At 71.6% G+C, this 19,003-nt stretch carries 20 protein-coding genes; 2 read left to right on the forward strand and 18 right to left on the reverse strand.

The genetic code is table 11. The annotated features are described in order from the left end of the window. Position 1: 1 nt before the first annotated feature. Positions 2 to 811 (forward strand): SURF1 family cytochrome oxidase biogenesis protein, encoded by an 810-nt coding sequence (locus BLQ34_RS05510; RefSeq protein WP_091782600.1) that lies wholly within the window; start codon positions 2 to 4, stop codon positions 809 to 811. A gap of 28 nt (positions 812 to 839) precedes the next feature. Here BLQ34_RS05510 and BLQ34_RS05515 read toward each other — a convergent pair whose 3' ends face one another. The 10 genes from BLQ34_RS05515 to BLQ34_RS05560 form a co-directional block, all read right to left on the reverse strand. Continuing rightward, on the reverse strand, positions 840 to 2,708 hold the full coding sequence (locus BLQ34_RS05515; RefSeq protein ID WP_091782603.1) for an ABC transporter ATP-binding protein: 1,869 nt from the start codon (positions 2,706 to 2,708) through the stop codon (positions 840 to 842). A 145-nt stretch (positions 2,709 to 2,853) separates the two neighbouring features. After that, entirely contained in the window at positions 2,854 to 3,639 is a 786-nt protein-coding gene (locus BLQ34_RS05520; protein WP_091782606.1) for an enoyl-CoA hydratase/isomerase family protein, read from the reverse strand. Next, a complete protein-coding gene (locus BLQ34_RS05525; RefSeq protein ID WP_091782609.1) occupies positions 3,636 to 4,340 on the reverse strand; it encodes a sirohydrochlorin chelatase in 705 nt (234 codons plus the stop codon). Before BLQ34_RS05525 ends, BLQ34_RS05520 begins: the two co-directional genes overlap by 4 nt. After that, entirely contained in the window at positions 4,337 to 5,683 is a 1,347-nt protein-coding gene (gene cobA, locus BLQ34_RS05530; RefSeq protein WP_091782612.1) for a uroporphyrinogen-III C-methyltransferase, read from the reverse strand. The genes BLQ34_RS05525 and cobA overlap by 4 nt, the downstream gene beginning before the upstream one ends. Further along, on the reverse strand, positions 5,683 to 7,041 hold the full coding sequence (locus BLQ34_RS05535) for a sulfate adenylyltransferase subunit 1 (RefSeq protein WP_091782615.1): 1,359 nt from the start codon (positions 7,039 to 7,041) through the stop codon (positions 5,683 to 5,685). The genes cobA and BLQ34_RS05535 overlap by 1 nt, the downstream gene beginning before the upstream one ends. Then, a complete protein-coding gene (gene cysD, locus BLQ34_RS05540) occupies positions 7,041 to 7,970 on the reverse strand; it encodes a sulfate adenylyltransferase subunit CysD (RefSeq protein ID WP_091782618.1) in 930 nt (309 codons plus the stop codon). Before cysD ends, BLQ34_RS05535 begins: the two co-directional genes overlap by 1 nt. After that, positions 7,967 to 8,713: a phosphoadenylyl-sulfate reductase gene (locus BLQ34_RS05545; RefSeq protein WP_091782621.1), complete on the reverse strand. Its 747-nt coding sequence runs from the start codon at positions 8,711 to 8,713 to the stop codon at positions 7,967 to 7,969. Before BLQ34_RS05545 ends, cysD begins: the two co-directional genes overlap by 4 nt. Continuing rightward, positions 8,710 to 8,913 (reverse strand): hypothetical protein, encoded by a 204-nt coding sequence (locus BLQ34_RS05550; RefSeq protein WP_091782625.1) that lies wholly within the window; start codon positions 8,911 to 8,913, stop codon positions 8,710 to 8,712. The genes BLQ34_RS05545 and BLQ34_RS05550 overlap by 4 nt, the downstream gene beginning before the upstream one ends. Further along, the gene (locus BLQ34_RS05555; protein WP_091782628.1) at positions 8,910 to 10,586 is read right to left on the reverse strand and encodes a nitrite/sulfite reductase; all 1,677 of its coding nucleotides are present in this window, start codon (positions 10,584 to 10,586) and stop codon (positions 8,910 to 8,912) included. Before BLQ34_RS05555 ends, BLQ34_RS05550 begins: the two co-directional genes overlap by 4 nt. Positions 10,587 to 10,814: 228 nt before the next feature. Next, positions 10,815 to 12,416: an ABC-F family ATP-binding cassette domain-containing protein gene (locus tag BLQ34_RS05560; RefSeq protein WP_091782631.1), complete on the reverse strand. Its 1,602-nt coding sequence runs from the start codon at positions 12,414 to 12,416 to the stop codon at positions 10,815 to 10,817. A 153-nt stretch (positions 12,417 to 12,569) separates the two neighbouring features. Here BLQ34_RS05560 and ypfJ point away from each other — a divergent pair, with 153 nt between their 5' ends. Further along, the gene (gene ypfJ, locus BLQ34_RS05565) at positions 12,570 to 13,496 is read left to right on the forward strand and encodes a KPN_02809 family neutral zinc metallopeptidase (RefSeq protein WP_091782634.1); all 927 of its coding nucleotides are present in this window, start codon (positions 12,570 to 12,572) and stop codon (positions 13,494 to 13,496) included. A gap of 15 nt (positions 13,497 to 13,511) precedes the next feature. On the opposite strand, the gene BLQ34_RS05570 is transcribed toward ypfJ, so the two are convergent. The 8 genes from BLQ34_RS05570 to sufD are packed head-to-tail and all read right to left on the reverse strand — an operon-like array spanning position 13,512 to position 18,992. Then, a complete protein-coding gene (locus BLQ34_RS05570) occupies positions 13,512 to 13,877 on the reverse strand; it encodes a hypothetical protein (protein WP_091782637.1) in 366 nt (121 codons plus the stop codon). A 7-nt stretch (positions 13,878 to 13,884) separates the two neighbouring features. Beyond that, positions 13,885 to 14,424 carry an acVLRF1 family peptidyl-tRNA hydrolase gene (locus BLQ34_RS05575; RefSeq protein WP_091782640.1) on the reverse strand — a complete coding sequence of 180 codons (540 nt, stop codon included), beginning with the start codon at positions 14,422 to 14,424 and terminating at the stop codon, positions 13,885 to 13,887. Positions 14,425 to 14,440: 16 nt separating this feature from the next. Beyond that, positions 14,441 to 14,770 (reverse strand): metal-sulfur cluster assembly factor, encoded by a 330-nt coding sequence (locus tag BLQ34_RS05580; protein WP_091782643.1) that lies wholly within the window; start codon positions 14,768 to 14,770, stop codon positions 14,441 to 14,443. Next, positions 14,767 to 15,309 (reverse strand): Fe-S cluster assembly sulfur transfer protein SufU, encoded by a 543-nt coding sequence (gene sufU / locus BLQ34_RS05585; RefSeq protein ID WP_091782646.1) that lies wholly within the window; start codon positions 15,307 to 15,309, stop codon positions 14,767 to 14,769. Before sufU ends, BLQ34_RS05580 begins: the two co-directional genes overlap by 4 nt. Further along, entirely contained in the window at positions 15,309 to 16,607 is a 1,299-nt protein-coding gene (locus tag BLQ34_RS05590; protein WP_091782649.1) for a cysteine desulfurase, read from the reverse strand. Before BLQ34_RS05590 ends, sufU begins: the two co-directional genes overlap by 1 nt. A gap of 29 nt (positions 16,608 to 16,636) precedes the next feature. Continuing rightward, entirely contained in the window at positions 16,637 to 17,395 is a 759-nt protein-coding gene (gene sufC / locus BLQ34_RS05595) for a Fe-S cluster assembly ATPase SufC (protein WP_091782652.1), read from the reverse strand. Between the two features lie 50 nt (positions 17,396 to 17,445). Further along, complete coding sequence (locus tag BLQ34_RS05600) at positions 17,446 to 17,802, reverse strand: non-heme iron oxygenase ferredoxin subunit (protein ID WP_231961460.1); 357 nt, start codon at positions 17,800 to 17,802, stop codon at positions 17,446 to 17,448. Continuing rightward, positions 17,799 to 18,992 carry a Fe-S cluster assembly protein SufD gene (gene sufD, locus BLQ34_RS05605; RefSeq protein WP_091782655.1) on the reverse strand — a complete coding sequence of 398 codons (1,194 nt, stop codon included), beginning with the start codon at positions 18,990 to 18,992 and terminating at the stop codon, positions 17,799 to 17,801. Before sufD ends, BLQ34_RS05600 begins: the two co-directional genes overlap by 4 nt. Positions 18,993 to 19,003 lie beyond the last annotated feature (11 nt).

Here is a 19,003-nt window from a genome sequence, read left to right on the forward strand (position 1 = left end):
GGTGGTCAGGGTGCTCACATCGCGTCGGTGGCTGGGCGCCCTCGCGGTCGCCCTCGCCTTCGCCGTCGCCGCATTCTTCCTCGGTCGGTGGCAGTGGCACCGCTACGAGGCCAAGTCGGCCAGGGCCGACCGGATCCACAGCCACTACGACGCGAAGCCCCAGCCCCTCGACGACGTCCTGGGCGCTTCGCCGATGCCCCTCGAGCGCGAGTGGACCAGGGTCACCATGCAGGGCCGGTATGCCGCCGACGAGACCCTGCTGGTCCGGAACCGTCCGTTCGACGGGGTCTACGGCTACGAGGTGCTGGTGCCCTTCGAGGAGGCCACGGGCCGGTCGGTGCTCGTGGACCGCGGCTGGGTGGCGAACGCCAAGAACGCGGAGACCCTGCCGGACGTGGTGCCCGCCCCCTCGGACGAGGTGACGGTGACCGGGTGGCTGCGCCGATCGGAGCCGTCGCTGGGCAAGAAGCTGCCGCAGGGTCAGGTGGCCAGCATCAACCTCGGCGAGGCGGGCGCGCAGTCCGGTCGCCAGTTCCTGGGCGCCTACGTGCTGCTCGAGGTGGAGCGCCGGTCCGACGGGACTGCGCCGGACCGCCCGACGGCCCTGGACGCACCGGACACCGACCTGGGGCCGCACCAGGCCTATGCCTTCCAGTGGTGGCTCGCCATGGTGGCCGGGTTCGTCCTCGTCTGGTTCGGGGCTCGGCGCGAGTACCGGGAGGGGCTGGAGCAGTCGTCGAGCGACGGTGCCGGGCCGCCCCGAGCGCCTCGTCCGAAGAAGGTCCGCATCTGGGACGAGGAGGACGGCTGATCCCGGGGCGGGTCGCCCGCCGCGCGGCTCAGGCCGGCACGTCGGTGCTGCGGTGCTCCTGCTCGGCGAACTGGGTGGTGTAGAGGTCGTTGTAGAGACCGCCCCGCTCGAGCAGCTCGTGGTGGGTGCCGCGCTCGACGATGCGCCCCTTGTCGACGACCAGGATCTGGTCGGCGCCCCGCACGGTCGACAGCCGGTGGGCGATGACAATCGCCGTGCGGCCCTCGAGGGCGGTGTCGAGAGCCCGCTGGACCGCCGCCTCCGACTCGCTGTCGAGGTGGGCAGTCGCCTCGTCGAGGACGATCAGCCCCGGTCCCTTGAGGAGCAGCCGGGCCAGGGCCAGGCGCTGCTTCTCGCCGCCCGACAGGCGGTGACCCCGGTCGCCGACCACCGTGTCGAGGCCCTCGGGCAGCGACCCGACCAGCGACCAGACCTGCGCGGCTTCGAGGGCAGCGACCAGCTCGTCGTCGCTGGCGTCGGGCGCGGCGTAGAGCAGGTTGGCGCGGATGGTGTCGTGGAACAGGTGCGCCTCCTGCGTCACCATGCCCACGGTCTGGGTCACCGACTCCAGGGTCGCCTCGCGCAGGTCGAGCCCGTTGAGCCGGACCGACCCGGTGGACGGGTCGTAGAGGCGGGCCAGCAGCGAGGTGATGGTGGACTTGCCGGCGCCACTCGGGCCCACAAGGGCGACGAGCTGGCCGGGCTCGGCGGTGAAGCGCACGTCGCGCAGCACGACTCCCCCGCCCTTGCGGTCACCGGTGGCGACGCTCTCGAGCGAGGCCAGCGACACCTCGTCGGCGGACGGGTAGCGGAACGACACACCCGACAGCTCGACCCGCACCGGTCCGGCCGGCACCGGGCGTGCGTCGGGCTGCTCGGTCACGAGCGGGTGCAGGTCGAGCACCTCGAAGACCCGCTCGAACGACACGAGGGCAGTCATCACGTCGACGCGGACGTTGGAGAGCGACGTCAGCGGCCCGTAGAGACGGGCGAGCAGCGCGGTCAGGGCCAGCAGGGTGCCGACCGTCAGTGAGCCGCCGACGGCCATCAGCCCACCGAAGCCGTAGACCATCGCGGTCGCCAGCGACGCGACGAGCGTGAGGGCCACGAAGAAGATGCTGCGGTTGAGGGCGATCTTGACACCCATGTCGCGCACCCCCGCCGCCTGCGCGGCATACTCACGGTCTTCTCGGCGAGGCTCGCCGAAGAGCTTCACGAGGAGCGCACCGGCGACGTTGAACCGCTCGGTCATGCGGGAGCCGAGGTCGGCGTTGAGACCCATCTGGGCATGGGTCAGCCCGGCGAGCCGCCGGCCCATCAACCGGGCCGGCAGCAGGAAGAACGGCACCAGGGCCAGGGACGCGAGGGTGAGCTGCCAGGAGAGCGTGGCCATCGTGACGATGATGAGGACCAGCGAGACGACGTTGCTGACGACGCTGGAGAGCACCGAGGTGAAGGCCTGCTGGGCACCGATCACGTCACTGTTGAGCCGGCTGACCAGGGCGCCGGTCTGGGCCCGGGTGAAGAAGGCGATCGGCTGGCGCAGCACGTGGGAGAACACCTCGGTGCGCAAGGCGTAGATCAATCCCTCCCCGATCCGGCTGGAGAACCAGCGCTCGACGAGGGTGAGCGCGCCGCTGACCACGGCGAGCGCCGCGACCACGAGCGACAGCTCGATCACGACACCGCGGTCCCGGGGCGTGATGCCCTTGTCGATCAGCTCCTTGAGCAGCAGCGGGGTGGCCACGACGAGGGCCGAGTCGATGATGACCAGCACCAGGAAGAGCCCGATCTCGCGCCGGAACGGCCGGGCGTAGGAGGCGACCCGGCGCGCGGTGCCCGGCGCCAGCTTGCGGTCCTTGACCGAGTCGTCACGGGTGAGCGACCGCATCGCCATCCAGCCTGAATGGCTCACGGTGCCTCGCTCCTGTTCATCGCGGTGTCTCTCCTGCTCACGGGCGTGGAACGCCTCCCGGACGGGGACGCATTCCCATCATGCGGGCCGCCACCGACATTGCGCCGAGCACGGAACCTCGGACGGGTCAGCCGGCCTTGGTCGCGATGCCGTGCAGGAGGCGGCCCTGGGCCGCGCGCTCCCGCCGTAGCTGGGCGTCCCGGTCCGACCCCACCGCACTGCGCAGCAGGGGCTTCAGCTCGCGGAGGGCTCCGTCGGGTGCCGCGAGGAGGGCGGCCACCAGGTCGGCGGTGGTCGCCTCGAGGGCCTCGAGTGGCACGGCGACGTTGGCCAGTCCGATGGCCACCGCCTCGGCAGCACCCACGAAGCGCCCCGTGGCACAGATCTCCAGGGCCCGGGACAGGCCCACCAGCGACACCAGCGGTCCGGTGCCGCCCAGGTCGGGCACCAGCCCGAGCGACGTCTCGCGCATCGCCAGCTGCACGTCCTCGGCCACGACCCTCAGGTCGGCCGCGAGGGCGAGCTGGAAGCCGGCGCCGATCGCATGTCCCTGCACGGCGGCCACGACCACGGCCGGCACCTCGGCCCACGCGGAGAAGCCGCGCTGGAACCCCTCGATGGTGTCCGCAGCCTCCTCGGCACTCCCGGCCGCCATCGCGACCATGTCCGTCTCCCCCGGCACGCCGCCCGGGGCGAGCATGGCGCGGTCGAGCCCCGCCGAGAACGACTGGCCCTCGCCGCGCAGCACGACGACCCGCACGTCGGGGTCGAGGGTGGTGGCCAGGTCGGCCAGCGCGAGCCAGAGGCTGGGCGTCTGGGCGTTGCGGCGCGCCGCGTTGGTCAGCGTCACGGTGAGGACGGCGCCGTCGCGGGCGACGGACAGGTGCGGGTGGGGCTGGGCTGGGTCGGTCACGCGGGCAGGCTATCCGCACGCTCGAGCACCAGCTGCGCAGCGGCCGAGGTGTGCGCCAACGCGCCCGGCACCATCGACACCCCGGCCCGACCACACTGCTGGGCCATCCGGTCGCGCAGGATCCCCTCGGCCACCATGAAGGACACCGCGACGGTGCGCTCGACCTCGTCGGGCAGCCGACGCAGCACCTGCTCGAGCGTGGAGCCGCCGTCGAGCGCCGCCACCCCCCACGGCCCCCAGCCGTCGCGCGGGTGGTCGGCGATGGTGTGGCCCACGGTCGCGACGGCCGCGCTGTCACTGGAGCCCGCGGCATACAGGAGCACGGCGGTGGTGGGGTCGGGCTCGATGCCCTCGGCGGCCAGCAGCTCCTCGGCGGCGTCGAGCAGGAGCTCGTGCGGACCCAACGGCGGCGCGAGGGCGACCGACGCCCCGGACGCGCTGGTCAGCTCGTCGACCGCGGCGGGCACGTCGACCTTCGCGTGGTAAGCCGGTGTCACCAGCACCGGGACCACGACCACGTGGTCGCCGAGGTCGGCTCCGGCCTCCCGCGCGTTGGGTCCGTGGTGGTCGAGGTATGCGGTGTGGACCGTGCGGTGCGGCGCCAGCTCGCGCACGTGGGAGGCGAGCGTCTCCACGCCCTGGGCGTGTCTGGGGTCGGGCGAGCCGTGGGCCAGCAGGACGATGTCGGCGTCGGTGGTCACGCGGTGACGCTACTCCCCGCGAGGTCACCGAGCTGCTCGCGCAGGGCGACAACCTCACCGACCACGACCACCGCTGGCGCCCGTACGCCTGCCAGCTCGGCGTCGCGAGCAGCGGTGGCGAGGGTGGTGGTGGTCGTGCGCTGCTCGGGCGTCCAGCCGCGCTCGACCAGGGCCACCGGCGTGTCGGCCGGTCGGCCCGCGTCGATCAGGGCTGCGGCGGTCTCCCCGAGCCGGCTGACGCCCATCAGCAGCACGAGGGTCGCGTCGGGAGCCGCATCGGCCGCAGCGGCCAGCACGTGCTCCGCGCCCTCGTGGGCGGACGCGACGACGAACGACGCTGCCACCCCACGGTGGGTGACCGGGATGCCCGCGGCCGCCGGCACGGAGACGGCCGACGTCACCCCGGGCACGACCTCGACGGCCACTCCGTTCGCCAGGCAGTGCAGGGCCTCCTCGCCACCGCGACCCAGGACGAACGGGTCGCCGCCCTTGAGGCGCACCACCCGCTTGCCGAGCCGTGCGTGGTGGACGAGCAGCTCGTTGATCCGCTCCTGGCTGACCGGGTGGTTGCCCGGGGTCTTTCCCACGTCGACGACCTCGACGTCGGCCCCGAGCGTGGCCAACAGTCCCCGCGGTCCGAGCCGGTCGGTGACCACCACGTCGGCCGCGGCCAGCAGGGCTCGCCCCCGCACCGTGATGAGGTCGTCGGCGCCGGGTCCACCCCCGACCAGGGCGACGCGACCGACGGTGGGCGTCCCCGCGCCGCTCGCGGGCGTGGCTCGCCGGAGCCGTCGCACCGGCAGTGTCCCGCTGTCGAGTGCCGCGAGCACCGCATCCCGGACGGCGCTCGCCCGCCGGGGGTCCCCGCCGGCGGTCACCGCCACGGTCAGGCCCTCGCTGGCGGTGCCGACCGCGCCGCGAGCCACGGCTGGGGTCCAAGCCGTCGAGGCGGTCGCGTCGTCGGCCCGGACGCACCAGATGCGGGCCGCCTCGGCCTCGCGGGCCACCTGGTCGTCGACGGAGCGCTCCCCCGTCGCCGTGTGCACCAGCCACGCAGGGTCGAAGACCTGCTCCACCGCCGACTCTGAAGAGTTGTCCGCGTCAGGGGCCGGACGATCCTTCAGAGTCAGGTCGCCGGGCAGGTAGTCGCGTTCGTGCCAGGTGAGGGCGCCGCCCGCGACCAGCGCGCCGAGGTCCTCGCAGAGGAAGGGGGCGATGACCTCGACCGCGGCCCCCGCCTCGACCAGGCCACTGGCCCGCCGGGCGGCGACGGGACCACCACCGACGACGACGGCGCGACGGCCGGTGAGGTCGAGGGTCAGCGGGTAGGACGGCGAGCCCATCAGATGCCCTCGCCGACGCTGCGGTCGGGTGCGTCGGCCATGCCCGCGGCGAGGGTCGAGCCGTCGGCGTCGTCGATGAGGAGGAAGGCGCCGGTGCGGCGCAACGTGCGGTAGTCGTCGATCGCGACGTCCTCTGCCAGACGCAGCCGGACGCGGCCGATCGCGTTGAGGGCGAGGCCGTCGGGGGCGGTGCGCTGCTCCATGGTCATGATGTCGAGCTGGTCCACGATGTCGTCGACCAGGGCTCGCACGGTGCGGGTGCCGACGCGCAGCAGGACCCGATCGCGCTGTCGCAGCGGCCGCTCCGACAGGACCGCCACGGTGCCGGACAGGTTGCGGGTCGTCAGTCCCGGGTCGCTGGCAGCGGCCACGAGGTCTCCGCGCGAGACGTCGATGTCGTCGGCCAGCCGCAGCACCACGGACTGTGGTGCGAAGGCGACCTCGAGCGACTCCAGCGAGCCATCCGCTCGGGCCCGGTCGATCCCGGCCACCGTCGTCCGCCGGCCGCCCGGGAGCACCGTCACCTCGTCGCCCGGGCGCACGACCCCCGAAGCCAGTCGTCCGGCATACCCACGGTAGTCGCGGTGGTCGGCGCTCTGCGGTCGGATGACGTACTGCACCGGCAGGCGCAAGGGCTGGGCAGACGGGTCGGTGCCGACCGGCACGGTCTCGAGGTGCTCCAGCAAGGTGGGACCGGCGTACCAGCCGGCTCGGTCGCTGCGGTCCACGACGTTGTCGCCGAACAGCGCCGAGACGGGCACTGCGACGACGTCGTCGATGCCGAATCGCGTTGCATGACGGGCGAACTCGGCGACGATCTCGTCGAAGCGCTCCCGCGACCAGTCGACCAGGTCCATCTTGTTGACGGCGACTGCGACGTGGCGCACGCCGAGCAGCCCGGTCACGGCGAGGTGGCGACGGGTCTGCTCGACGACCCCGTGGCGGGCGTCGATGAGGATGAGGGCGAGCTCGGCGGTCGAGGCTCCGGTGACCATGTTGCGGGTGTACTGCACGTGACCGGGGGTGTCGGCCAGCACGTAGGAGCGGGTGGCCGTGGAGAAGTAGCGGTAGGCGACGTCGATCGTGATGCCCTGCTCGCGCTCGGCCCGGAGCCCGTCGGTCAGCAGCGCCAGGTCGGCGGCGTCGAGGCCCCGCTCGCGGCTGACCCGCTCGACCGCGTCGAGCTGGTCGGCCAGCACCGACTTGGTGTCGTAGAGGAGCCGGCCCACCAGGGTCGACTTGCCGTCGTCGACCGAGCCCGCCGTCGCGAGGCGGAGGAGGTCGTGGCGGGGTGCAGGCGCGGAGGCGTCGGCGGGGGCGGTGGTCACGGCAGCACCAACCTCGTGGGTCGTGGTCATCAGAAGTACCCCTGCTTCTTGCGGTCCTCCATGGCGGCCTCGGACATCCGGTCGTCCGCCCGGGTGGCACCGCGCTCGGTGAGGCGCGACGCGGCCAGCTCGAGGATCACCCCGGCGACGTCGGTGGCGTCGGAGTCGACCGCGCCGGTGCAGCTCATGTCGCCGACCGTGCGGTAGCGGACCGTGCGCGTCTCGACCTGCTCGGACTCCTTCGGGCCACCCCAGTCGCCCGCCGACAGCCACATCCCGTCGCGGGCGAACACCTCGCGTGAGTGGGCGTAGTAGAGATCGGGCAGCGCGATCTCCTCGCGCTCGATGTAGCGCCAGACGTCGAGCTCGGTCCAGTTGGAGAGGGGGAACACGCGGACGTGCTCGCCGGGGGCGTGCTTGCCGTTGTAGAGGTCCCAGAGCTCCGGCCGCTGCCGTCGCGGGTCCCACGCCCCGAACGCGTCACGCAGGCTGAACACCCGCTCCTTGGCGCGGGCCTTCTCCTCGTCGCGGCGACCCCCGCCGAAGACCGCGTCGAACCTGCCCGCCTCGATGGCGTCCAGCAGCGGCACGGTCTGGAGCGGGTTGCGCGTGCCGTCCGGGCGCTCGCGCAGCCGGCCGTCGTCGATGTAGTCCTGCACGTGCGCCACCACGAGCCGCACGCCGAGCCGGTCGACGGTGGCGTCGCGGTAGTCGAGGACCTCAGGGAAGTTGTGGCCGGTGTCGACGTGCAGCAAGGCGAAGGGCAGCGGGGCGGGCGCGAAGGCCTTGAGCGCCAGGTGCACCATGACCACCGAGTCCTTGCCACCCGAGAAGAGGATGACCGGTCGCTCGAACTCTCCCGCGACCTCACGGAAGATGTGGATCGCCTCCGACTCCAGGTGGTCGAGGTGGTCGAGGGTGTATTGGTCGGGCAGCGCCCGCGCGGCAGTGGTCGTCATGTGTGCAACCCGCATTCGGTCTTGTCCTGGCCGGCCCAGCGACCGGCCCTGGCGTCCTCGCCCTCGGCGACCGGCCGGGTGCAGGGGGCGCAGCCGATCGAGGCGTATCCCTCCTGCCGCAGGGGGTTGAGGAACACCCCGTGCTCCGCGACGTAACGGTCGACGTCGTCGTCGCTCCACCCGGCGATCGGGTTGAGCTTCACCATCCGGCGCTTCTCGTCCCACCCGACGACCCCGATGTCGGTGCGGGTCGGCGCGTCCACCCGGCGCATGCCCGTCACCCAGGCCTCGTGGGTCGACAGCGCGCGGTTGAGCGGCTCCACCTTGCGCATCGCGCAGCAGGCGTTGGGGTCACGGTCGTGCAGCCTGGGGCCGTGCTCCGCGTCCTGCTGGGCCACCGTGAGCAGGGGCAGGATCGTGCGGATCTTCAGCGGCAGCATGGCTTCGTACGCGTCGCGGGTGCCGAGCGTCTCCACGAAGTGGTAGCCGGTGTCGAGGAAGAACACGTCGGCGCCGGGGATGGTGGTGCCGACCAGGTGCACGAGGACCTCGTCGCCCATCGACGAGGCGACGGTGAGGTGATCGCCGAAGGTCTCGTGCGCCCAGCGCAGCACCTGCCGCGCCAGCTCGACGCGCTCCTCGTATGCCGTGCCGCTCGCCTCGAGGGCGTCGAAGCGCTCGGCCCCGTCGTCGGCGAGGGCGTGCAGCCGGTCGGCCGGACGGGTGTCGTTGGCGACGGTCATGACCGCCCCTCCTGGAGCTCGGCTTCCTCCCGGAGGCGGCCCGGGATGCGGGTGGTGTCGACGGTGGCCAGCTGCACGGTGAAGACCCGGGCGCACGCGTTGCAGCGCCAGCCGCCCTGCGGCTCCTCGACGGGGCGCAGGTCCTCCTCGGCGCAGAACGGGCAGTAGTAGATGACGCTGGCGCGGGGGCTGTCGCTCATCGCAGGTCGTCCTCCTCGGCGCGGTGCGCCCAGTGCGCGAACGACTCGTCGCCCTCGCGCTGCTCGACGAACCGGCCGGCCAACCGCTCGACGTAGTCGGGCAGGTCCTCGGCGCGCACCTTGAGCGCACGCGTCTTGCGGGCCAGCTGTGGCTCGGTGCCGAGCCCTCCCCCGAGGTGGACCTGGAAGATCTCGACCAGGTTGCCGTCGTCGTCGGTCTGCACCATGCCCTTGAGGCCGACGTCGGCGACCTGGGTGCGGGCGCACGAGTTGGGGCACCCGTTGATGTGGATCGAGAACGGCACGTCCCAGTCAGGCAGCCGGCGCTCCATCTCGGCGATGACGGTGTGCGCGCGGGCCTTGGTCTCGACCAGGGCCAGCTTGCAGAACTCGATGCCGGTGCAGGCCATCAGACCGCGACGCCACTCGCTCGGGGCGGTCGGCAGGCCGAGCCCGTCGAGACCCGCGGTGAGGGCGGCGACCTCCCGCTGGGGCACGTCGAGCACCAGCAGCTTCTGGTGCGCGGTGAGCCGCACCCGGCCGGAGCCGTGCTTGGCCGCCAGCTCCGCGACGGCATACAGGGTCGTGCCGCTCACGCGGCCCGCGATGGGCGCGACCCCGACCCAGAACTTCCCGTCCTGCTGGGGGTGGACCCCGACGTGGTCACGGCGGTGCTCGCTCGGGGCCTGCGGGGCGGGGCCGTCGAGGAGGACGCGCTTGAGGTAGTCGTTCTGGAGGACGTCGCGGAACTTCTCCGGACCCCAGTCGGCCATCAGGAACTTGAGGCGCGCCCGGTTGCGCAGCCGCCGGTAGCCGTGGTCACGGAAGATCGAGACGACGCCCTTCCACACGTCGGGCACGTCCTCGAGGGCGACCCACACGCCGAGGCGTTGCGCGAACATCGGGTTGGTCGAGAGTCCCCCGCCCACCCAGACGTCGAACCCCGGCCCGTGCTCCGGGTGCTCGACACCCACGAACGAGATGTCGTTGACCTCGTGCGCGACGTCGAGGCTCGGGCTGCCCGAGATCGCGGTCTTGAACTTGCGCGGCAGGTTGGAGAACTCGGGGCTGCCGATGTAGCGGTCGAGGATCTGCCGGACGGCGGGGGTGCCGTCGATGACCTCGTCCGCAGCGATGCCGGCGACCGGCGACCCCAGGATGACGCGCGGGGTGTCACCACAGGCCTCGGCCGTCGTGAGGCCCACGGACTCGAGCCGCTCCCAGATCTCGGGCACGTCCTCGACCCGGATCCAGTGCAGCTGGATGTTCTGGCGGTCGGTGACGTCGGCCGTGTCCCGGGCGAACTCGCGGCTGATCTCGGCGACGGTCCGCAGCTGGTCGGCGTCGAGGGCGCCGCCGTCGCTGCGGACGCGGAGCATGAAGTACTCGGCGTCGAGCTCACTGGGGTCGAGCGTCGCGGTCTTGCCGCCGTCGATCCCGGGCTTGCGCTGGGTGTAGAGGCCCCACCACCGCATCCGGCCGCGCAGGTCCTCACCCGGGATGCTGGCGAAGCCCTCCTTCGAGTACACCTGCTCGATCCGCGCACGGACGTTGAGGCCGTCGTCCGCCTGCTTGAACTCCTCGTTCGCGTTCAGTGGCGTGCGGTCGCCGTCGGCCCAGGCGCCGGTCGCCTTGCCGGCCTGGCGCTGGGGTCGGGTGGGGGTCTGCGTCACCCCACCATTCTGCCCATTCGCTTATGCATTGCATAACCGTCCATTATCCGACCGCAATCCCCACCAAACCGGTGGGTATGCCGTGGCGACCAGCGCGTTGCGCCAACTCGCCTTGTGCATGAGTCAGCTCCGGAGGGCGTGGCGCCAACTCGCCTTGTGCATGAGTCAGCTCCGGAGGGCGTGGCGCTAACTCGCCTTGTGCATGAGTCAGCTCCGGACGAAGCGGGGTCAGGCGAGCGAGATGAGGTCGAGGTAGTCCTGGCCCCAGTGGTCCTCGACCCCGTCAGGGAGTAGGAGGATGCGCTCGGGCTCGAGCGCCTCGACGGCGCCCTCGTCGTGAGTGACCAGGACGACCGCGCCCTTGTAGGTCCGCAGCGCGCCCAGGATCTCCTCGCGCGAGGCAGGGTCGAGGTTGTTGGTGGGCTCGTCGAGCAGCAGCACGTTGGCGCTCGAGACGACGAGCATGGCCAGCGAGAGCCGGGTCTTCTCCCCACCCGAGAGCACACTGGCCGGCTTGTCGACGTCCTCACCGCTGAACAGGAACGACCCGAGCACCTTGCGCACCTCGGTCTCGCCGAACGACGCCGGTGCAGCCGACTTCATGTTGGCCAGCACCGAGCGGCTGACGTCGAGGTTCTCGTGCTCCTGGGCGTAGTAGCCGAGCTTCAGCCCGTGACCAGGCTCGACATGGCCGGTGTCCGGCTCGTCGGCGCCGGCGAGCATCCGGAGCAGCGTCGTCTTGCCGGCGCCGTTGAGGCCGAGCACGACGACCCGTGAGCCGCGGTCGATGGCCAGGTCGACGTCGGTGAAGACCTCCTGGCTGCCGTAGGACCGGGACAACCCGGACGCCCGCAGCGGCGTGCGACCGCAGGGGGCCGGGTCCGGGAAGCGCAGCTTGGCCACCTTGTCGGTGGTCCGCTCCCCCTCGACGCCGGCGAGCATCCGCTCCGCGCGCTTGATCATGTTCTGGGCGGCCACCGCCTTGGTCGCCTTGGCCCGCATCTTCTCGGCCTGCTCCATCAGGGCGGCGGCCTTCTTGGTGGCGTTGGCGTACTCCCGCTTGCGCGCCCGCTCGTCGGTCTCGCGCTGCTGGAGGTAGGGCTTCCAGCCCACGTTGTAGACGTCGAGCTCGGAGCGGTTGGCGTCGAGGTGGAACACCCGGTTGACCACGGCGTCGAGCAGCTCGACGTCGTGGCTGATCACGACCAGGCCGCCCTGGTAGCCCTTGAGGTAGTCGCGCAGCCAGGCGATCGAGTCGGCGTCGAGGTGGTTGGTCGGCTCGTCGAGCAGCAGGGTGGCCGCGCCCGAGAACAAGATCCGCGACAGCTCGACCCGGCGACGCTGACCACCGGAGAGCGTCGACAGCGGCTGCCCGAGGACCCGCTCCTCGAGCGACAACGCACTGGCAATGGTGGCGGCCTCCGACTCCGCGGCATACCCGCCCTCGGCGGTGAACTCGGCCTCGAGCCGCGAGTAGCGACGCATCGCCTTGTCACGGGTGTCGTCGTCGGCGCTGGCCATCGCGCCCTCGGCCTCGCGCATCTGCCGGATGATCCGGTCGAGCCCGCGGGCGGAGAGTATGCGGTCACGGGCCAGCACGTGCAGGTCACCGGTGCGCGGGTCCTGGGGCAGGTAGCCGACCTCCCCGGTGGCCGTGACCGAACCGGCCGCCGGCTGGCCCTGCCCCGCGAGCACCTTGGTCAAGGTGGTCTTGCCGGCGCCGTTGCGGCCGACCAGCCCGACCCGGTCGCCGGCCGCGATCCGGAAGGTCGCGCCGTCGAGCAGGAGCCTGGACCCAGCACGCAGCTCGATCCCACTGGCGGCAATCACGACGGAACTCCAGACATCACGAACGGGGGCGGAGGCGCTCCGACGAGTTGCGGATGCGCCGCTCAGCGGCTGAGATCACTAGTCTAACGGGCACGGTGGCCCACCCGGGACAGCCGTGCAGCGCAGCGACCCGCCCACCACCGCGGAGGCCAGATGAGCTTCAACGACGACGTCAAGATCGACTCCTCCCAGGTCGGGTCTGGCGGCAGCGGTGGCTCCCCCGGCGGCATGGTCGTCGGCGGCGGCATCGGCGGCATCATCCTGCTGATCATCGCGCTCATCTTCGGCATCAACCCCAGCGACCTCCCCACCAACCCGGGGGGTGGCTCGCCCGACCAGGGTCAGGTCCAGCCCGGCGGCACCGAACAGGACTCCGAGCTGGCCAACTGCAAGACCGGGGCCGACGCCAACAAGAGCGACGCCTGCCGGGTCAAGGCCACCGTCCTGGCCGTCAACACCTTCTGGTCGCAGGAGCTGCCGAAGTACAAGCGCGAGTACACCCCGGCCACGACGATCCTCTACAACGGCTCGACGCAGTCGCAGTGCGGCACCGCGAGCAACCAGGTGGGCCCGTTCTACTGCCCGCTGGACAAGCAGGTCTACATCGACGCGAGCTTCTTCCAGATCCTCAGCGACCAGTTCGGGTCGAGCAGTGGTCCCCTGGCCCAGGAGTACGTCGTCGCACACGAGTACGGCCACCACGTCCAGGACATCCTCGGTCTCCTCGACGAGGCGCAGAAGGACCCCAAGGGCGAGCAGAGCGGCGGCGTCCGGATCGAGCTGATGGCCGACTGCCTCGCCGGGGTCTGGGCCAACCACGCCACCGAGACCAAGGGCGAGAGCACCAAGGGTGGCGATGTCGCCTTCCTCAAGCCGTTGACCGACAAGGACATCAAGGACGCCCTGTCGGCGGCGTCCTCGGTGGGCGACGACCGGATCCAGGAGAAGACCCAGGGCCGGGTCAGCCCGGAGTCCTGGACCCACGGCTCCGCCGAGGCGCGGCAGCGGTGGTTCACCACCGGCTACAAGTCGGGCGACCTCAACCAGTGCGACACGCTCAGCCCTGACACGGTGGAGTAGCCGCGGCGACGGGCGTCAGTCGTCCTTCGTGCCCGGGTGCGCCTTGTCGAGCTCCTGCAGCAGCCGGTGGGCGGCCAGCTCGACGTCCTTGTGGCGCCACTCCGACGCGCGGTAGACGCAGGCGATCAGGGCACTGCGGTGGACCTTGCTGAAGTCGCCGTAGACGAACGCGTGCCGGGCCTTGGTCTGGTCGTTGGCCCCCTCGGTGAGTCCGAGGAACCACGCCGGGTAGTCGTCCCAGCCGTGCTCCTCGAGGAAGGCGTTGTCGGTGTCGGCGTCAGGCTGGACGCGCCCCCAGTCGCTGTCGAGCACGACCTTGCCGGCCTTGATCAGGTCGCGGCAGTGCCGCACGGCCGCCCGGTTGACTTTGTACTTCGCCATGCCGCCATCATGCGTCAGGTCGGTCCTCGATGGTCACCCGAACTGCGCGGCCGCGCTTGACCGCCTCCTCGAGCACGTCTCGGCGCGGGTCGGGCAGGTCGTAGAGCTCGCGCCGCGGCAGTGCGTCGAGGTGCGCCAGCCGAGGGTCGTCGAGGACTGCGCGCACCAGCGCCCTGTCTCCGCCGACCACGAGAGCGACGGGTATGCCGCGCGGCAGGATCCGCAGCGTGTGCTCGGCGACCGCACGGACCAGCTCGTCAGCCTGGTTGCCACGCCGGCGGGCGAACCGCTGCTGGGACCAGCCGCCAGCCGCGGTGCGCGACTGCACGTGCCGCTTGCCCACCTTGGACTCGGTCAGGGCGGGTCCGTGGGCCAGCCCGACGGCATACCCGCCGCGGCGGACGAGGAGCACCCCCAACGGGTCGTGCGGGAACTCGTCGTGATCGACCACCCGCTGGGGCGCGTCGGCGCCGGGGTTGTTGGCGGCGAACCGCTGGAGCCAGCCCTCGAGGCGCTCGGGGGCGACCTCGACGACGCGGGTGGTCACCGTGGTACGGGTGAGCTCAGAGGTTGAAGCCGAGGGCGCGCAGCTGCTCGCGGCCGTCGTCGGTGATCTTGTCGGGGCCCCACGGCGGCATCCACACCCAGTTGACGCGGTAGGACGCGACCAGGCCCTCGAGCGCCTGCGCGGTCTGGTCCTCGATCACGTCGGTCAGCGGGCAGGCCGCCGAGGTGAGCGTCATGTCGAGCACGGCGTGCTTCTGCGCGTCGACGGTGATGCCGTAGACGAGGCCGAGGTCGACGACGTTGATGCCGAGCTCGGGGTCGACGACGTCGCGCATGGCCTCTTCGACGTCGGCGACGTTGGGGATGGCGGTGCTGGTGTCGCTCATGACTGGTCCTTGCTCGTCGTGGTGCTGGAGGTCGTGCTGCTGGTGGTTGTGCTGCTGGTGCTGGTGCTGGTGCTGGAGGTCGTGGTGCTGATGCTGGTGGTGTCGATGCCCGCTTGGTGCAACGCGTCGGTGAACGCCATCCATCCCAGCAGGGCGCACTTCACCCGGGCGGGGTACTTGCTGACCCCGGCGAAGGCGACACCGTCACCGATGACGTCCTCGTCTCCGGCATCGGCACCCTTGGAGGTGAGCATCGCGCGCATCGCCTCGTGGGTGGTCATCGCCTCGGCGACGGTGTGCCCGATGACCTCCTCGGCCAGCACGCTGGTGGAGGCCATCGAGATCGAGCAGCCGAGGGCGTCGTAGGAGATGTCGCGGACCACCGCGTCGCTCCCCGCACCCTCGACGTGGACGCGCAGGGTCACCTCATCGCCGCACGTCGGGTTGACGTGGTGCACCTCGGCGCCGAACGGCTCGCGCAGACCGGCGTGGTGCGGTCGCTTGGAGTGCTCGAGGATGAGCTCCTGGTAGAGGTCCATCAACTGGCCACCCCGAAGATCGCCGGCACCCGGTCGAGCGCCTCGAGCATGGTGTCGACCTCGGCGGGAGTCGAGTAGGCCGCGAGGGTGGCGCGGGTGGTCGCCGGGACGCCCATCCGGCGGTGCAGGGGCCACGCGCAGTGGTGCCCGACCCGCACGGCGACGCCCTGGTCGTCGAGCACCTGCCCGACGTCGTGGGCGTGCACGCCCTGCACGTCGAACGCGACGGCGCCCACCCGGTCGACCGAGTCGGCCGGGCCGACGACCCGCACCCAGGGGCGCTCGGCCAGACCCGCCAGCAGCCGCTCGGTGAGGGCGTGCTCGTGGGCGGCGACCCGGTCGATCCCGAGCTCGTGGAGGTAGTCGATGGCAGCACCGAGGCCGACGGCCTGCGCCGCGTTGGGCGAGCCCGCCTCGAAGCGCTGTGGTGGCGGCGCGTAGGTGGTCGCCTCCATCCGGACCGTCTCGATCATCGACCCACCGGTGATGAACGGCGGCATGGCGTGCAGCAGCTCGCTGCGGCCCCAGAGCACGCCGACCCCGGTGGGTCCGAACATCTTGTGGCCCGAGAACGCCGCGAAGTCGACGCCCAGGTCGGCCACGTCGAGCCGCAGGTGCGGAGCCGACTGGCAGGCGTCGAGGACGGTCAGCGCGCCCACGGTCCGGGCGGCGGCGGCGAGCTCGCGGACCGGGTTGATCGTGCCGAGCACGTTGGACACGTGGGTGAATGCGAAGACCTTGGTGCGGTCGGTCAGCAGCTCGCCGAGACCCGGGCCGTGCGCGCCGTCGAGGTCGAGCCGACCCTCGTCGGTCACCCCGATCCAGCGCAGTGTCGCGCCGGTGCGGCGGGCCAGCTCCTGCCAGGGCACCAGGTTGGCGTGGTGCTCCATCTCGGTGATCAGGATCTCGTCACCGGGACCGAGGGTCAGCCGCGGGTCCTTGACCTGACCGGCCACCGACCCGGAGAACGCGTAGGCCACCAGGTTGAGCGACTCGGTGGCGTTCTTGGTGAACACCACCTCCTCGTCGACTCCCCCGACGAACCGGGCGACCTTGGCCCGGGCGCCTTCGTAGGCGTCGGTGGCCTCCTCGCTCAGCTGGTGGGCGCCGCGGTGCACGGCACTGTTGACCTGCTCGCTGAACGCGCGCTCGGCATCCAGCGCCCCGGCATACCGCTGCGAGGTGGCCCCGGAGTCGAGGTAGACCAACGCCTTCCCGTCACGCACGGTGCGCGACAGGATCGGGAAGCCGGCCCGGATCCGGGTCAGCTCCGCGTCGGTGAAGGTCGTGGCGCTCATCGGCTCTGTCGTGTGGCTGGGTCCGCCGGTCAGGCGCGGGCGGCGAGGTAGCGGTCGTAGCCCTCGGCCTCGAGGCGGTCGGCCAGCTCCGGGCCACCCTCCTCGACGATCGCGCCGTCGACGAAGACGTGCACGAAGTCGGGCTTGATGTAGCGCAGGATCCGCGTGTAGTGGGTGATCAGCAGGACGCCCACGTCGGTGCCCTCCTTGGCGCGGTTGACTCCCTCGGAGACGATCCGCAGGGCGTCGACGTCGAGGCCGGAGTCGGTCTCGTCGAGGATCGCGACCTTGGGCCTGAGCAGCTCCATCTGGAGGATCTCGTGGCGCTTCTTCTCCCCGCCGGAGAAGCCCTCGTTGACGTTGCGCTCGGCGAACGCCGGGTCCATCCGCAGCGCGTCCATCGAACCCTTGACGTCCTTGACCCAGGTGCGCAGCTTGGGGGCCTCGCCGTCGATGGCGGTCTTGGCGGTGCGCAGGAAGTTGCTCACCGTCACACCGGGCACCTCCACGGGGTACTGCATCGCGAGGAAGAGGCCGGCGCGGGCCCGCTCGTCGACCGACATGGCCAGCACGTCCTCGCCGTCGAGGGTCACGGTGCCGCCGGTGACGGTGTACTTCGGGTGACCGGCGATGGAGTAGGCCAGGGTGGACTTGCCGGAGCCGTTGGGTCCCATGATCGCGTGGGTCTCGCCCGACTTCACGGTCAGGTCGACACCGCGCAGGATCTCCTTGGTGCCCTCCTCCACGTCGACGGTGACGGTCAGGCCGCGGATCTCGAGTGTTGCCATGGTGATTCGTTTCCTCAGTTCTCGGACGGGTGGTCTCTGTGGAGCGCCGGTCAGGCGTTCAGCGGGGTCGTGCCGACGAAGACCTCGTCGTTCTCGACCCGCACCGGGTAGACGTTGATGGGGATGATCGCGGGCGGGCCGGACGGCTCACCGGTGCGGATGTCGAAGCGCGAACCGTGCAGCCAGCACTCGAGCGTGCAGCCGTCGAGCTCACCCTCGGACAGCGACACGTTGGCGTGGCTGCAGGTGTCGTCGACCGCGTGGATGTCGCCGCTCTCGGTGCGGACGATCGCGACGATGGTGCCGTTGATGTCGGCCGCTGCGGCGCCCGTCTCCGGGAGCTCGTCGATGCGGCAGACCCGCACGAAGTCGGCGTCGTCGGGGACCAGCTCCGCGGCGGCGCTCACGCGACGTCCTCGTCAGCCAGGCCGGGCACCGCGCCGAGCTCGGCGTCGATGACCTGCATCAGGTGCTCGGAGATCTCGGGGACGCCGATCCGGGCGACGATGCTGGCGAAGAAGCCACGGACCACCAGTCGGCGGGCGACGTCCGCGGGGATGCCGCGCGCCTGCAGGTAGAACAGCTGCTCGTCGTCGAAGCGCCCGGTCGCGGACGCGTGGCCGGCCCCCACGATCTCGCCGGTCTCGATCTCGAGGTTGGGGATCGAGTCGGCCCGCGCGCCGTCGGTGAGGACGAGGTTGCGGTTGAGCTCGTAGGTGTCGGTCCCCTCCGCGCTGGCGCGGATCAGCACGTCGCCGACCCAGACGGTGTGCGCGGTGTCGCCCTGCAGGGCGCCCTTGTACTCGACGTTCGAGTGGCAGTGCGGTGCCTCGTGGTCGACGAAGAGCCGGTGCTCCTGGTGCTGACCCGCATCGGCGAAGTAGACGCCGAGACCCTCGAAGGAGCCGCCCGGGCCGGCGTATCGCGCGTTGGTCGACACCCGCACGATCTCGCCCCCGAGCGTCACCGCGATGTGCCGCAGGTGGGCGTCGCGACCGATCAGGGCGTCGTTCTGGCTCACGTGGATCGCGTCGTCGTCCCACTCCTGCACGGTCACGAAGGTGAGGTCCGCGCCGTCGCCGACGGTGATCTCGACGTTCGCACCGCACTCGGCCGATCCGCGGTGCGTCAGCACGACGGTGGCCTTGCTGTGGTGGCCGGCGTCCACGACCAGGTGGCCGTTGACGCGGGCCAGGTCGGTGGCGGTGACCGTGATCCGAACCGGCTCGGTCAGCTCGGCCTCGGCCGGGATGCTGACCAGGGTGGCCTGCGGCTCACCGTCGAACGCGACGACGGAGGCGCGGTCGGCGGGGACGAGCACGCCGGCGGACCGCGGGTCCACCTGGGTGGTGGTCACCTCGGCCGGGGCCTGCACGTCGACGGTCAGCTTGGCGGCGTCGGTCGGCGCGACCTGGAACAGCGAGGCCAGCCGGTCGACGGGAGTGAACCGCCACTCCTCCTCACGGCCACCGGGGACCGCGAAGTCGGCCACGGCATACGAGGTCTTGCGCTCGGCCCTCGACTGGTCGGGGACGAACGCCGCCGCGGAGTCGGTGTGGGCGTCGTCGGTGGGGTTCTTCTGGGCCAGCAGGCTCATCGGGTGGGATC

Origin of the sequence: Pedococcus dokdonensis, assembly GCF_900104525.1 — a bacterium.
Classification (GTDB): Bacteria; Actinomycetota; Actinomycetes; order Actinomycetales; family Dermatophilaceae; genus Pedococcus; species Pedococcus dokdonensis.